Genomic DNA, 13756 nt, shown 5'->3' on the forward strand with positions numbered 1-13756 from the left:
TCTCCTTTTTTATATGGATGAAAAGTCGCTTTCAATATAGAGAATTTATTCTTTTAAACGCTCTAAAACCACTTGAAAATCCTGTTGTTCTCCTACTTCTCGAAAGTATTTAAAGGGATTACTGATTTTCTTCATCCGCTCCATAACAGCAGGAATCGAAAAGTAATAAGGTTTTAAGTCGTCATTAACCTCTTCCCAATGGAGTGGCGTTGCGACTAAGCCTAATTCATTTCCACGAGTGGAGTATGGGGCAATAATTGTCTTGCCTTCAGCATGCTGCACATAGTCTAAATATAATTTATTATGACGATTCTTTTTCAAGCGCTCAATCGTATATAGATGTGGCTTTTGCTGGCATAAAAAACGACAAACAAATTCAGTAAAGACACGAACTTCCTCATAGGTAAATTTGTTTGCAGGTAACGGGATATAGAGCTGTAAGCCTTTCCCGCCCGAAGTTTTGACAAATGATTGTAGCTGAAAGTAATCAATAATTTCTTTTAAATCTAGAGCACCTGCAATCGCCAAAGAAAAATGGTCCGTTGAAGGGGGATCTAAATCAAAGACAATCTCTGTCGGATACATGGTTTGTCGCGTTTGAAATGGAATGTGCAATTCTAATGCCAATTGATTGCCCAGCCATAACAATGTTTCAAGATTATTACAGACAATATAATCAATCTCATCCATCATCGCAGTGGCAACAAAGTTAGGTAGTTTATCTGGTCTACTCTTTTGATAAAAGCTTTCCCCTGGCACACCATGTGGATAGCGTATTACTGTTAATGGTCGATCTTGAAGAAATGGCAACAAGTATGGCGAAACACTTTGTAGATACGATAAATAATGATCCTTTGTCACACCTATTTCTGGCCATACAGGTTTGTCGGGATGTGTAATGGGAACTGTTTCAGGAATAGGAAACAGTTGACGCTGCATATGCTGCCATTGACAACTATATGGTGATAATTCCAATCGAAAGGCATGAAATTTTGGCTCGCGGAGCTTACTACCATCAAAATCTATGCAGGCAATATCCACACAAATAGAGGGCGCTAGCGTCCATAATTCTTTCTTACGTTGCCCTTGAGCCTGGAAAAAAGCAACGAGTGTTTGATGCTCTTCCTCCTTCATGCCATGTTTAAATGTAACGACCTCTCGTAAATGTCCTTCATCATAAATCGAGCCTTGAAAATAACCATTACTATGATCATATTGCGTCACAATGACCGACACATAACGCCAGTTTTTAATTTTCAACCAATGGCTTGAACGTGTGTTATCTAGCCATTTACTTGTTCTCTTCTTTGCAACCATTCCTTCCCCATTGTAGACCTTGATCGCCTGCCATAAAATCTTACTTTCCTCACTAGCCTGCACAATTTGTATGGCACTTCTGTCTTCATAATCTACATTTGGAAGCTTTACCTTTGCCGCTAGCCTCGCCAATTGCTCTTTACGAGTTTTTAAATAACGATTGCTGAATGATTCCCCTTTCAACGTTAACACATCAAACACTAGAAGCCGCATCGGAAAAGCTTGTGCATGTTTGGCAATGACATCTTGATTTTGCATTCTCCCTCTTTGTTGAACAACTAAAAATTCACTTTTATATGAATTGTTTAAATACACTAGCTCCCCATCAAAGGTGAGTGGTAAAAATGCTTTTACAGAGGCATATATTTGGTGACAATACTCTATAATTTCAGGAAAAGAATGATTTAAATTGCGTCCATTTCTACTAATAAGCATCGGTTGTTCATCCCATAGTAAGAGGCATCGAAAGCCATCATATTTCGTTTCATAAAGCCACTCATCCCCTAATGGAATGTCATTTGTTTCTGTTAAAAGCATTGGTTTCATGACACAATACCTACCTTGCTTTTTATCTACAGTGTTTGACGATTTCGATTTACGATACATAAAAAACTGCAAAATATATCATAGTAAGAAAAACGAGGTGACAATTATATGCATACAGTATGGAAAGGAAGCATTTCCTTTGGACTTGTCAATATCCCAGTAAAGCTTCATGCCGCTACGGAAAACAAAGATATTAAACTGCGACAGCTCCATAAGGAATGCCATACACCAATTAGCTATAAAAAGGTTTGCGAAGGCTGCAATCAAGAAGTAAAAGATGAGGATATTGTAAAAGCATATGAATATACAAAAAATAAATTTGTCGTACTGGATCAAGATGATTTAGAGAACCTACGAAAAGAAAATGAAGAGAAAGCCGTAGAAATTATCGATTTTGTACAATTAACGGAAATCGATCCGATATATTTTGAACGCACCTATTTCCTATCCCCTGATTCTACTGGTGCTAAAGCCTATTCGTTATTGCGCAAAACGTTAGAGCAATCAGGTAAAATTGGCATTGCTAAAATCATTATTCGTTCAAAAGAACAGCTTGCGGTCGTGCGAGTGTATCAAAATGCCCTCGTGATGGAGACCATTCATTATCCTGATGAAGTAAGAAGTGTTGGTGATGTCCCGAATATTCCAAGCGAGCAAGACGTTGTACCAAAGGAATTAGAGACAGCTCTAATGCTTGTCGACCAATTAACAACCACATTTAACCCAGAGAAATATACTGATGACTACCGGAATGCATTGCTGGAATTAATCGAAGAGAAGAGAGCAACCAATATGGTAGCCACGAGCGATCAGCAACGACCAGTTCCTGACAATGTCACAGATTTAATGACAGCGCTACAGGCATCCTTAGATAAAACGAAAAAGCCTACGACAAGAAAGCGTACAACACGCACAAAGAAAAATGCCTAAACAAGAAGCGTATCCATTCAGCGGGATACGCTTTTTATTGGTTGGAACTGACGAAAATAATTTTCTACATCCTTTTTATGCCGAACGACTACTAGTTTACCTACTATGTCTTCCTGATTGCTAAAAAATTTAGGCTTCCCCACCTTCTCAAAACGTTTATTCCATCGAAACATTTTAAAAAAAATCGAAAAGGTTGGCTCATAATGGGCTTTTTCAATCCCTATTTTTTGTTTAAAAAATCTCTTAATAATTCGAGCAGTACGAATTTTATAAGGCGTATCCAAAAAGATGATACAATCCGCTTGCTGGAAGCTTTGTGTCACCCATTCCTCTTGATGAATTCCTTCAATAATCCACCCATCCGTTTGGATAATACTTTGTAGATATTCCTGCCTTTCTTGCTCCGTCCTTCTCATATCCCCCGATGGTTTGCGAATCCAAACGACATTGTCTAATTCATGAAAAGGAAGCTGAAGAGTTTTGGATAATGATCGTGCTAATGTTGTTTTCCCACTACCAACAGAGCCAATAATATGTATTTTTTGCGGAAATTCCATTGCCATTGTAGCATCACCTCTCGTGTATCTTTGTAGAAATTTTACCTTTATTATACAATGATTTAAATAATAGAAAATAGGAGGACAAGATGAAGCCACACAATTTCGAAAATAATTTACAGACTTATAATAATCCATCCGATTATGACGCTCTCTATGCCAACTATCAAGACGACCATCACTATATTCAACGCTATCTTGGTACGAAAAAAGACCCCATTATTGAATTAGCCTGTGGCACTGGCCGGATTGCTATTCCATTAGCTACTCATGGAATTCCTGTCTTTGGGATTGACCTTCATGAAGGGATGATTCAGCATGCTATCGAAAAAGCACAAAAACAAAATGTAGAAGTACAATTTATCGTACAAGATTGTACACAGCTACAACTGCCTATCACTACAAAATTTATGTATATGACAGGCAATTCATTTCAACATTTTTTAACGAATGACAGTCAAAACGCCTTATTGCAATCTGTTAAAAAGCATTTACAGCCAGGTGGCGAGTTTCTCTTCGATACAAGAAATGCTATTTTAAATGAGCTTTCAGTCATTGATGAATATGAGGAACAAACGGTCACTAGCAATGGTAAACAACGAATCACCTTCCATCGTGAGGAATATAACCCTGTCACGCAAATTTTAACGTGCCATGCCGTCCATCAACAAGGTGGAAAAACCTACGAGGATTCCATTTTACTGCGCTATACATACCCACTGGAAATGATGAGACTATTACAGCAAAATGGCTTTGAATTGATACACCTATATGGTACATGGCAGAAACATGAATATCATGCACAAAGTCCCTCTATGATTATTCATGTACGTTCACTATAGATAAGAACATACATTCCTTCCTCATGTTATCATACAAGAAAAACTAGGAGTCTATATTATATGCTGACAATTTATGACCGTATGGTGCAGAAACAAATTACAGGGCTTAGTCTTGCTTTTATTAAACATGGAGAGATTCAAAGAACTGAGTGCCTTGGAGTGTTAGAAATTGGGTCAATGGATTATGTAAATGAGGAAACCATTTTTAATGCCTGTTCGATTAGTAAATTATTGACAAGCATTTTAGTGCTAAAGCTAGCAGAGCAAGGAAAAATCGACTTAGATGAGGATATTAATCGTAATCTTCTCTCTTGGAAGTTGCCAGAGAGTGAGTATACGCGGGCAAAAAAAGTGACAGTACGAAGCTTATTAAGTCATCAATCTGGTATTGTTGATCCAGCAGATAGCTTTTCTCCCCTACATTCTTTGGCTCAATGGCCATCAATGAAGGATTTATTACAAGGTGCAACGCCTTATTGTCAGAGTCCAATCGTAAGCACACTTGAACCCAATCAAAAATTTCATTATTCTGATGCAGGCTATTGCATCATTCAATTGCTAATTGAGGAAGTCACAAACACGCCCTTTTCTTCTCTCATGGACGACCTAATTTTTCAACCATTAGCTATGCATCACAGCTTTTTTTCATCTTCACTCCCAATAGCTCATACAGCAAGTGGGCATCATAAGGATGGTACTAGAACGATACCAAGCCACCCGTTGTATCCTTATTATGCAGCATGTGGCATTTGGACGACACCCTCGGATTTGGCTAAGTTGTTAATCGATATGATGCAAACATTTAAAGGAAAAGGAAAACTAGGTCTGACAGCTCCTACCATGCATGAACTCATGCATGCACAAGGTTGTAATGAATCTGTAGGGCTTGGCGTATTTCTTGATGGCCAAGGTGAACAAGTTGAAATTTCCACTTTAGGCTGGGGTGTTGGCTATCAGTGCATGCTAGTTGCTTACCCCTATTTAGAAAAAGGCTTTGTTGTAATGTCTAACACGGATTCAGGTGTCCATCAAATGCAAGGAATTATGGGTGATATTTACCGCTCCTTTGTCTTGTCGGTTTAACGAAAGGTGAATGACTATATAAGATGTCTTACATTTATATAAATGATCCCATGAAAAAAAGGATAGATTTTCATCATCTATCCTTTCCTTTTAATCCATAGTATCTTACGCTTCTTTCTTCACCTTGTAATGCATTTGAACCATTTGACCGTATCGCTTTATCTCAAGCAGTTTTAAATCTTCAAAAGGTCGGGGCTGTTTAAATAATGGAATACCTGCCCCTAATAAATGTGGGGTAATGGTGATGATCCATTCATCAACCAACTGCTCCTGTAAAAAAGCATCCAATATATCAGCACCACCGACCATCCAAATTTTTGTGCCTGGTTGTTGTGTTAAATTCTTAGTAAATGCCACCAAATCCCCTTGAACAAACTCCACATGCTCAACTTTTCCCGTTTGAGATTCGCTGAACACATAACATTTCTTATCAGGGTATGGGAATGTATCATTATGTTCCATGATATAATCATATGTTCGTTTTCCCATTATAACTGTATCAATTGTTTGATACATATCCGTATAGCCATTATCCCCTTCTCCCTCTGTTTCTTCCAGCCACTGTAAGTCACCATTTTCTTTCGCTATAAACCCATCTAAACTTATTCCGATAAATACCACTATTTCTCGTGACATTATGTCAGCTCCTCTTCTTTTGAAAATCTTTTGTACAACGTCTATACTAAACATAAAACATGACAACTATTGACATGTTTAATTAAAAAGGTGAAAAAATATGTCCAAGGCTAAACGATTAATTGATATTTTGTTATTTGTCAGCGCTAAAAAGCAATTTACAGCCCAGGAAATTGCCGATGCCTTCAACATTTCGGTACGAACTGTACATCGCTATCTGTTAGATTTAAGTGATATGGGGCTACCAATTTATGCGGAGCAAGGAAGAAATGGTGGATATACAGTGCTTTCAAGTACAATCCTTCCCCCTATTTTATTTACAGAGGAAGAAGCGGTCGCTATTTTCTTTGCGTTCCAATCGTTGCACTATTATCGTGATTTACCTTTTAATACGGAAATGAAGTCCGTGTCACAAAAACTATACGAATCCTTGCAGAAGGAGGCTCAAAAAAAGGTAGGTAGTTTGCAATCCTATATAGCCTTTTGGAACCCTAAACGCGCTATATCTACACCACTATTATCAGATGTATTAGAAGCGATTATTAACCATTCACAATTAGACATTCAATATGAATCAAAATCAGGCATCACAACTAAGCATGTCCATCCCATTGGGGTGTATGCGCATGACGGCTTATGGTATATGCCTGCCATTCATTTACAAACAGAAAAAACCCTTCTATTTCGAGTCGATCGCATTCATTCAATGCATGTAAGCGATAAAGGCTATGAGACAACTGTTCATTTACAACAATGGCTAGAGAGTCCCCATGAACCTCAGCAGCCTATACGCTTACATGTTGAATTAACTAGAGAAGGTGTAAGACAGTGCAGAAGTGAGCCAAACTTTGAGAAGGTATTGGTTACTAATAGCAATGGAACTGGCTATATCGATATGATGATTGATCAAGGAGAGATTCACTTTATTAGCTCCTTTTTTTATCGCCTAGGTCCGGATGCGATTGTCCAAGAGCCGCTTGAATTAATTCAGCTTTTGCGGAAACATGCGCAAACCATATTAGCGACATACCCTCTGGACAGCTAATTCCTATATGACGATTTTGTAAGATTCACGTAACCTTCATCGTTACTAATTTTTAGGAAATGTCTTTATACTTGGTTGTAAGGAGGAGATAACGTTGCAACCAACCGACAACAACAAACGTATTGATACATTAGATTACTTAAGAGGATTTGCCTTACTTGGTATTATTTTAGTAAATATCCCTGCATTGATGTGGATTGCACCACCCCAATTAGCTAGTGATATTGCCTATAGTCAATTTCTTACACTTTTTATAGAAGGTAAATTTTTCATTATATTTTCATTTTTATTCGGGATCGGATTTTATCTTTTTCTTTCCCGTGCAATGGCTAGAAACGATAGAGCCTATGTTTTATTTAGTCGCAGACTTCTGATCTTATTACTAATGGGTATTATTCATTTCTTTTTTCAACCAGGAGAAGCTTTAACTGTCTATGCCATCTTTGGCTTTTTAGCTTTACCTTTTTATAAAGTGCGGAAAGAAATTAATTTGTTAATTGGGCTCATCCTATTAGCCCTTACAGCTTATTTTGGAATGAAAATCGTCATGCCCTTCCCACTAATTTTACTAGGTTTAGCTGCTGGCCAATATCGCCTATTTGAAAATATCCCACTACATGGAAAGAAAATTCTGCTAGCGACAATTGTCATGTTCCTTGTTAGCATAGGTAGCTGGTTGTATCAATGGCAGTATGTCCCTACAGCCAATGTGAATATCGATCAATTATCCAAAATTCAGCTAGAAGAGCATATTACGAATATGGAGCAATTTGCGTTAATTGGATTACAGTTTAGTCCGTTTGTTTCAGCGTTTTACATGGGAGCCATTATCCTATGTCTACAAAGTGCACTATTCCAACAACTATTATCACCATTAAAGGCTTATGGACGCATGGCTTTAACGAATTATTTAGGGCAGACAGCACTCATTTTAATCATTGGTCATACATTCCAACTAATCGGGCAACTTCGATTCATCGAGTCACTATGGATTTGTCTAGGTATTTATGTTTTCCAATTGATTTGTAGTAAGCTCTGGCTACACTATTTCCGCTTCGGACCAATGGAGTGGCTGTGGCGAATGGGGACCTATTGGACAGTCCCTCCCCTAAGAAAAAGAAAAGATTCTTAGCCAAGGATATATACCTATCAACCTAAAGTGAAACGTCATATATTGGTAATGTACCCTACTCGCTTTCCATCTTTGCTCATATCTTCAGCAAGATACACATCCCCATTTTATTTGGTCACTTATTTTTCAATAAGTGACCTTTTTTGGCTGCTATTCACCTTTGTTGCTCTGCACCTGTCTCTTACAGCATGCATACTATGTAAGTAATACCCTTTTTTGCAGGGAGGATTTTATGAAAACTAACAAAGGCTATCGGAGTAGTGAAGGAACTGAATCAGTGAGTCAAGCAGCTAAGCTGGCTGTTATTGCGGGAGCCATCACAACACTAGGTGATGCACTAGCGACCATTGCAGCAGGTCTTGCTTTGGAAGATGAGTTAAAGGAAAACGAAAGTAAAAATAATGATATTGATAAACTGCAAAAACAAATTGACGATTTAAATTATGAAATGAAGCAATTAAAAAAAATGTTCCGATAGTGGTGGCAATGGACGAAAAAAGACGACAATATTCAACTGATATTGTCGTCTTTAAATTGTACAATGATAAAGTTAAGCAAGTGAATGTCACTACTGGTGGACACTTTCCGCAAACGGGACCGCCCTTCGTTCCAATCATCCTCGTAAAAATAAACGTTTAAGGTGATCAACGATATTAACGAAGCATCAAATTATTTAGCCGCCCAAATTTCAAGCTCTATTTTAATTTCTGGTAAACCTAGTGCCGATACGTAGGCTATGGTCATGGATGGATAGGATTCTCCAAACATACATTCCCATTGCTCATAGAAATGATCCCAATCTATTTCCTCCGTAGCCCAAATATTGACCTTTACAATGTGAGTGGCATCCATTCCCTCTGAAGCTAAAATTGTTTCAATATGTTGAAAGGTATTTATAATTTGTTCCCATAATGTCTGTGGTAATTGATCATCTTGGCCCAAACCAATTTGACCTGAAAAAGCATACATTGTCGCATCTTTTGGAATAATTGTGACATGACTATATTTCCCGACAGGTTTAGGTGCCTGCATTGGATTTTTACGCACTAGTTTTGATTTCATGTTGAATCTCCTTTAGGTTTTTTGTTTTTTTCTAAAAAAGGACAGACTTATCCCTTAATCAACTATTCTAGAAAAAAACAGCTGTGGAGAATCCAATGCCCATGCTTAAAAAACGTATAGATCTTTTTTTCATAAGCCTTCTCCCCCTCTACCTAAAGTTATTTCCATGTTACCATTTCTATCCGTATATTTTCAATTTATAACTGAAACTATTCAGGAGTTTCTTTTTATGATCTTTCAGGCAATTAACTATTTAACGATAGCGAACCTAACATATAATTAATAGTGTAAAGCTAAATTAGCCTTACACCTCCGAATTGTTACTAGGGTTACTCCATCCCAAGTGACCCTTCCTTTTTTCATAATTAAAACTAGGTGCTCTCTTTTTGGAGTACCTAGTTTTTGTTAATATGCGTGTTCATCCATAGAATATCATGTCAACCTCTACAATTTTTCAACAAACTACCTTTAAGTGCGGTATGCATAGTTACCATGTTAGTACTAAATAAAAACGGAGAGCGATTCTCTATGTACAGCCATAATAATCTTTTCTCTTTTTACAGTTACATGGTATATAATTTACAAAATAAGTAAATGATGTGTTTTGTAAGGGGGAAATCGCTATGAACACTAATGTGACTAAACCCTTTATTCCATCCCCTAGTTCATAGCGATTACCATTCTTAAAAAATACAGGTCTCCTTAGAGTACCTGTTTTTTGTTATAGTTTTTAGGACAATACCCTTTACTACATGTTGACAAGCATAACTAAAGGACTTGCAGTGATTTCGACTTCAAGTCCCTTGATAGTATCTTGTTATTTTTTTATACTTTCTTTAATTTCTTCTAATAATTTTGTTTGTCTTTTAAGTTGCTTAGTCGTACTAATAGCAAACCAAATGATAAAAACAATCGGAATTATGTAAAACAACAGTCCTAAAATTGAAAATAAACTAAAAATAATATCTCCACTATTATATTTATTCAAAACCAAAAATCCCCCTATCTTTTCTATCTATAAAGAAAAGCTTAGCATACTCGAGCTGGATTTGGCATAAAAATGGAAAAATCAATGTCATATAACTATTACTCAATACAGGCTACTCACTTTTCCCATAAGAAGCGAGTAGCCCTCTACTACAAAGAATTAGCCTGAAATAAGACGTTTTTCTTTTATTGCTCCCACTTGACCGAGAATTAAGGCACCGAACATTTGTATAATCGTCTTCACAATAATTTGTCCTAAAATAGCGGCTGGTACTGCTTCCCAAGGTAATATATTGGCTCCAAGTGGACTCAAACCAATGACAACGAAAATTGCGGAATCTAGAAACCCTCCAACGATTCCACTGTATAACACTCGCCAAGCCATTGGTAATTTCAGTCGAGTATAGATTTCAGTATCAGCTGTTTCAGCGACAACAAATGAGACAGCCGATGCTACCACAATTAAAAGTGTATCCCCCAGTATGAATGACACGACTGCTGATAAAATTAAAGCTGCACTAATAAATATATACGTCTTTGCTCGTCCATATTTATTTTGCACAAGGTCGCGAAAAATAAAGGTCGCCCCAATTAAAAGCGTCCCCATGGGAACAATAAACATCCCAAACTGCAATGGCGCAAATGCCGCCGTTACTACATTAGCGATGACAATCGATAATAAGTAAAATAAAATTCTCAACCTACTACTCCTCCAATAAATGTATAGACATTTTGTAATGGCACACTATACACCTCTTTTATTTCCCCATACAAGGGCATGTAGCTGTGGCAATACTTTGACATCTTTTAATTCATCATCTTTCATCACTCTACCAATCAATGCATGATATTTTTCTAATAAATCGTTTATTAATCGTGAATTGTCAATCGTTGTGAGATCATCATTTCCAACTTGCAGATAAAAAGGAATCCTTGGAAATCGATGATGAATTTGTTTGGCAAAATCATAATCCTCTTGATTAAAAACGACTATTTTGAGTGAAATATTGTGATTCCTATTTCCCCTTTTAAGTTTGTCTAAAATATCAGCGAGCACCGAATGGTCAATGGTCATTCCTGAACTAGGTGGCTTTGGTGAAATTGTCAATTCATCAATGTCATACATCCAGTTTTGCCACCTACTGCCCTGTGTTTCCACTCCGATCTTTATGCCGTTTTCTTTTAAAATGGCAATAAGCGCTTCTAAATTGGGATAAAGGGCTGGATTGCCACCTGAAATCGTAACAAATGAAAAGCCATGCCCTCCAAGGCGCTTCAACTCAGACCAAATCTCTCCCGCTGTCATTTGAACGATAAGATGTTTTCCGCTCCCGTCCCAAGTAAATGCAGAATCACACCAAGAACAGGAATAATCACAGCCCGCCGTTCTTACAAACATGGTCTTTTGGCCAACTACCATTCCCTCACCTTGAATTGTAGGTCCAAAAATCTCGATAACAGGTACCTTACTCAACCTCCATCCACTCCCGTCTTGCTTCTGCATAACTTGTCGGAGTTTCATAAAGCCTGATAAACTCTACGCACGCACCGTTTTCTCTTTGTTCTTCATGCAAGGCCTCTACCAATTTTTCGTATATCCAAACAACGATATTTTCTGCTGTCGTATTCATAGGTGGAAGCGTTTCGTTTAAATAACGATGATCCAAATGAATGTCGATTTTTTGTTTCCATATTTTTTTGATATCGCCAAAATCAATCATCAAGCCACGTTCATCTGTATATCCGCTCAGTCCCAATACGACACGATACGTATGACCGTGTAAATTTTTACATTTCCCCTCATATTGATGTAAATGATGAGCAGCATCGAAGGTAAATTCTTTACTTACAAGCACACGCTTAGCATGATAGTTCAATTGATTGCTTTGAATATCTTCACCCATTTTTTGGAGCTTATCGACAATTTTAAAATCTAACATGCCTAAAACTCCTTCCTATTGCTTAAATAATCATCAAGCCCTTTTTTTCGCAGTTTACAGGCTGGGCATTCCCCACAACCATCTGCTATTACACCGTTATAGCAAGTCAATGTTCTCTCCCGAACAAATTCAAGTGCCCCAAACTGATCAGCAAGCTCCCATGTCTGTGCCTTATCTAGCCACATCAGCGGCGTATCAATCACAAAGGAATCATCCATCGATAAATTTAACGTTACATTCAAAGACTTAATAAAAACGTCTCGGCAATCCGGATATCCGCTAAAATCTGTTTCGCATACACCAGTTATGATATGCTTAGCTCCTACCTGGCTCGCTAAAACGCCCGCGAATGAAAGAAAAAGAAGATTCCGTCCAGGTACAAACGTCGATGGAAGCTCCCCATTTTTACCGTCTTCCACCTTAATGTCTTGCCGTGTTAATGCATTCGGAGCGAGCTGATTTAGGAGAGACATATCAAGAATGTGGTGCTTGATACCGAGCTCCTCTGCTATCAGCTTCGCACAATCAATTTCTAGACGATGCCTTTGACCATAATCAAAAGTGACTGCCTCAATCTCTGCAAAACGTTCTTTTGCCCAGAACAAACAAGTTGTACTGTCTTGACCTCCACTAAATACAACAATTGCTTTTTCCTGCTTCATCCATAAAAACTCCCTTTGATTGAAAAAACAGCACTCTAAGAAAAAGTGCTGCCTTCCCCTTAGTTTTTTTAAGAGGGTAGCTAAAAACCTCTTTTTAATTGAACTTACCAATTCCTCATTTATCGATTATCAATTTTTTCCGGATTAAGATCGTGGTTCATTAAACGATAACTTGCGATTTCCTCGTATTTAGTTCCTGGCATCCCATAGTTACACCACGGATCAATTGAAATCCCCCCACGTGGAGTAAATTTCCCCCAAACCTCGATATATCGTGGGTCTAGTAATGCAATTAAGTCATTCATAATGATATTAACGCAATCCTCATGGAAATCACCGTGATTTCTAAAGCTGAATAAGTACAACTTTAGTGATTTACTTTCAACAATTTTTTTGTCCGGAATGTACGAAATGTACATCGTTGCAAAATCAGGCTGATTGGTAAGCGGGCATAAACTAGTGAACTCAGGACAATTAAACTTGACGAAATAATCCCGATTGGAATGAAGATTATCCACTGCCTCCAATACCTCAGGGGCATACTCAAATGAATATTTCGTCCCTTGATTACCTAATAATGTTAAATCCTGCAGTCCTTCTTCATGGCTTCGACCAGACATAAAAAAACCTCCTTGTTAAATGTTTCCCAACACTTTTCAAGAGAGGCTTCACCCATTCGTCTATTCAAACATACGTCTAAACATAAAAAAGCCACGTCCAATATGAACTGCCCCGTAAAAGTTAGACATTAATCTAACTTTTACGGGGGTTTTTTTATGACAAAAGTAAGTGTTGAACAACGTATTCAAGCAGTTCAACGATATTTAAATGGAAATGAAACTTTGATCGAAATTGCGAATGATATCGGTGTGACAGCTCAGATTGTCAGTGAATGGGTTCGCCGTTATCAAAAAAATGGCGTAGAGACTTTCTTAAAGTCCTATACAAACTATTCAGCTGACTATAAAATGAATGTACTTAATTATATGAACGAGACAGGTACATCTTCGAGAGACA

18 protein-coding genes are annotated in these 13756 nt (G+C 37.6%); 8 read left to right on the forward strand and 10 right to left on the reverse strand.

Features of this window, described 5'->3' with window-relative positions; genetic code table 11:
• Positions 1 to 45: 45 nt before the first annotated feature.
• Positions 46 to 1863 carry a DNA ligase D gene (locus C9J29_RS19445; protein WP_107922636.1) on the reverse strand — a complete coding sequence of 606 codons (1818 nt, stop codon included), beginning with the start codon at positions 1861 to 1863 and terminating at the stop codon, positions 46 to 48.
• Positions 1864 to 1971: 108 nt separating this feature from the next.
• Here C9J29_RS19445 and ku point away from each other — a divergent pair, with 108 nt between their 5' ends.
• Complete coding sequence (ku, locus tag C9J29_RS19450; RefSeq protein WP_089987002.1) at positions 1972 to 2793, forward strand: non-homologous end joining protein Ku; 822 nt, start codon at positions 1972 to 1974, stop codon at positions 2791 to 2793.
• 17 nt (positions 2794 to 2810) lie between these two features.
• On the opposite strand, the gene C9J29_RS19455 is transcribed toward ku, so the two are convergent.
• Positions 2811 to 3356: an AAA family ATPase gene (locus tag C9J29_RS19455; protein ID WP_090002730.1), complete on the reverse strand. Its 546-nt coding sequence runs from the start codon at positions 3354 to 3356 to the stop codon at positions 2811 to 2813.
• A gap of 83 nt (positions 3357 to 3439) precedes the next feature.
• Between C9J29_RS19455 and C9J29_RS19460 the strand changes: the two genes are divergently transcribed.
• Together C9J29_RS19460 and C9J29_RS19465 are read left to right on the forward strand one after the other, a co-directional pair.
• The gene (locus tag C9J29_RS19460; protein ID WP_089987000.1) at positions 3440 to 4192 is read left to right on the forward strand and encodes a class I SAM-dependent methyltransferase; all 753 of its coding nucleotides are present in this window, start codon (positions 3440 to 3442) and stop codon (positions 4190 to 4192) included.
• 60 nt (positions 4193 to 4252) lie between these two features.
• Positions 4253 to 5275 (forward strand): serine hydrolase domain-containing protein, encoded by a 1023-nt coding sequence (locus C9J29_RS19465; RefSeq protein ID WP_174804755.1) that lies wholly within the window; start codon positions 4253 to 4255, stop codon positions 5273 to 5275.
• A 105-nt stretch (positions 5276 to 5380) separates the two neighbouring features.
• On the opposite strand, the gene C9J29_RS19470 is transcribed toward C9J29_RS19465, so the two are convergent.
• Positions 5381 to 5911 carry a dihydrofolate reductase family protein gene (locus C9J29_RS19470; RefSeq protein ID WP_107922637.1) on the reverse strand — a complete coding sequence of 177 codons (531 nt, stop codon included), beginning with the start codon at positions 5909 to 5911 and terminating at the stop codon, positions 5381 to 5383.
• Positions 5912 to 6011: 100 nt separating this feature from the next.
• Here C9J29_RS19470 and C9J29_RS19475 point away from each other — a divergent pair, with 100 nt between their 5' ends.
• The 4 genes from C9J29_RS19475 (at position 6012) to C9J29_RS24395 (ending at position 8727) form a co-directional block, all read left to right on the forward strand.
• Positions 6012 to 6956 (forward strand): helix-turn-helix transcriptional regulator, encoded by a 945-nt coding sequence (locus C9J29_RS19475; protein WP_107922638.1) that lies wholly within the window; start codon positions 6012 to 6014, stop codon positions 6954 to 6956.
• Positions 6957 to 7050: 94 nt separating this feature from the next.
• Positions 7051 to 8088 carry a DUF418 domain-containing protein gene (locus C9J29_RS19480; protein ID WP_107922639.1) on the forward strand — a complete coding sequence of 346 codons (1038 nt, stop codon included), beginning with the start codon at positions 7051 to 7053 and terminating at the stop codon, positions 8086 to 8088.
• 232 nt (positions 8089 to 8320) lie between these two features.
• A complete protein-coding gene (locus C9J29_RS19485; RefSeq protein ID WP_089986997.1) occupies positions 8321 to 8566 on the forward strand; it encodes a hypothetical protein in 246 nt (81 codons plus the stop codon).
• Between the two features lie 8 nt (positions 8567 to 8574).
• On the forward strand, positions 8575 to 8727 hold the full coding sequence (locus tag C9J29_RS24395; protein WP_164908717.1) for a hypothetical protein: 153 nt from the start codon (positions 8575 to 8577) through the stop codon (positions 8725 to 8727).
• 30 nt (positions 8728 to 8757) lie between these two features.
• On the opposite strand, the gene C9J29_RS19490 is transcribed toward C9J29_RS24395, so the two are convergent.
• The 7 genes from C9J29_RS19490 to queF all read right to left on the reverse strand — a co-directional run bounded on the left by C9J29_RS19490 (position 8758) and on the right by queF (position 13359).
• Positions 8758 to 9150: a RidA family protein gene (locus tag C9J29_RS19490; protein WP_008177454.1), complete on the reverse strand. Its 393-nt coding sequence runs from the start codon at positions 9148 to 9150 to the stop codon at positions 8758 to 8760.
• Between the two features lie 817 nt (positions 9151 to 9967).
• Positions 9968 to 10138, reverse strand: a complete 171-nt coding sequence (locus tag C9J29_RS24400; RefSeq protein WP_164908718.1) for a hypothetical protein — start codon at positions 10136 to 10138, stop codon at positions 9968 to 9970.
• A gap of 159 nt (positions 10139 to 10297) precedes the next feature.
• On the reverse strand, positions 10298 to 10837 hold the full coding sequence (locus tag C9J29_RS19495) for a VUT family protein (protein ID WP_096365513.1): 540 nt from the start codon (positions 10835 to 10837) through the stop codon (positions 10298 to 10300).
• Positions 10838 to 10882: 45 nt separating this feature from the next.
• Positions 10883 to 11611: a 7-carboxy-7-deazaguanine synthase QueE gene (gene queE, locus C9J29_RS19500; protein WP_089986995.1), complete on the reverse strand. Its 729-nt coding sequence runs from the start codon at positions 11609 to 11611 to the stop codon at positions 10883 to 10885.
• Positions 11604 to 12077: a 6-carboxytetrahydropterin synthase QueD gene (queD, locus tag C9J29_RS19505; protein WP_089986994.1), complete on the reverse strand. Its 474-nt coding sequence runs from the start codon at positions 12075 to 12077 to the stop codon at positions 11604 to 11606. The genes queE and queD overlap by 8 nt, the downstream gene beginning before the upstream one ends.
• A gap of 2 nt (positions 12078 to 12079) precedes the next feature.
• Positions 12080 to 12739 (reverse strand): 7-cyano-7-deazaguanine synthase QueC, encoded by a 660-nt coding sequence (gene queC, locus C9J29_RS19510; protein ID WP_107922640.1) that lies wholly within the window; start codon positions 12737 to 12739, stop codon positions 12080 to 12082.
• Positions 12740 to 12858: 119 nt separating this feature from the next.
• Entirely contained in the window at positions 12859 to 13359 is a 501-nt protein-coding gene (queF, locus tag C9J29_RS19515) for a preQ(1) synthase (protein ID WP_008177444.1), read from the reverse strand.
• Between the two features lie 156 nt (positions 13360 to 13515).
• On the opposite strand from queF, the gene C9J29_RS19520 reads away from it, so the two are divergent.
• Positions 13516 to 13756 (forward strand): helix-turn-helix domain-containing protein (locus tag C9J29_RS19520; RefSeq protein ID WP_153062681.1); only part of this gene is annotated, 241 nt, incomplete at its 3' end.

The sequence above is a fragment of the Lysinibacillus fusiformis genome, from assembly GCF_003049525.1.
Classification (GTDB): Bacteria; Bacillota; Bacilli; order Bacillales_A; family Planococcaceae; genus Lysinibacillus; species Lysinibacillus fusiformis.

Coding starts and splice junctions, on each gene's coding strand:
- C9J29_RS19445 (WP_107922636.1), bottom strand. CDS start 1,863: ATGAAACCAATGCTTTTAACAGAAACAAATGACATTCCATTAGGGGAT.
- ku (WP_089987002.1), top strand. CDS start 1,972: ATGCATACAGTATGGAAAGGAAGCATTTCCTTTGGACTTGTCAATATC.
- C9J29_RS19455 (WP_090002730.1), bottom strand. CDS start 3,356: ATGGCAATGGAATTTCCGCAAAAAATACATATTATTGGCTCTGTTGGT.
- C9J29_RS19460 (WP_089987000.1), top strand. CDS start 3,440: ATGAAGCCACACAATTTCGAAAATAATTTACAGACTTATAATAATCCA.
- C9J29_RS19465 (WP_174804755.1), top strand. CDS start 4,253: ATGCTGACAATTTATGACCGTATGGTGCAGAAACAAATTACAGGGCTT.
- C9J29_RS19470 (WP_107922637.1), bottom strand. CDS start 5,911: ATGTCACGAGAAATAGTGGTATTTATCGGAATAAGTTTAGATGGGTTT.
- C9J29_RS19475 (WP_107922638.1), top strand. CDS start 6,012: ATGTCCAAGGCTAAACGATTAATTGATATTTTGTTATTTGTCAGCGCT.
- C9J29_RS19485 (WP_089986997.1), top strand. CDS start 8,321: ATGAAAACTAACAAAGGCTATCGGAGTAGTGAAGGAACTGAATCAGTG.
- C9J29_RS24395 (WP_164908717.1), top strand. CDS start 8,575: ATGGACGAAAAAAGACGACAATATTCAACTGATATTGTCGTCTTTAAA.
- C9J29_RS19490 (WP_008177454.1), bottom strand. CDS start 9,150: ATGAAATCAAAACTAGTGCGTAAAAATCCAATGCAGGCACCTAAACCT.
- queD (WP_089986994.1), bottom strand. CDS start 12,077: ATGTTAGATTTTAAAATTGTCGATAAGCTCCAAAAAATGGGTGAAGAT.
- queC (WP_107922640.1), bottom strand. CDS start 12,739: ATGAAGCAGGAAAAAGCAATTGTTGTATTTAGTGGAGGTCAAGACAGT.
- queF (WP_008177444.1), bottom strand. CDS start 13,359: ATGTCTGGTCGAAGCCATGAAGAAGGACTGCAGGATTTAACATTATTA.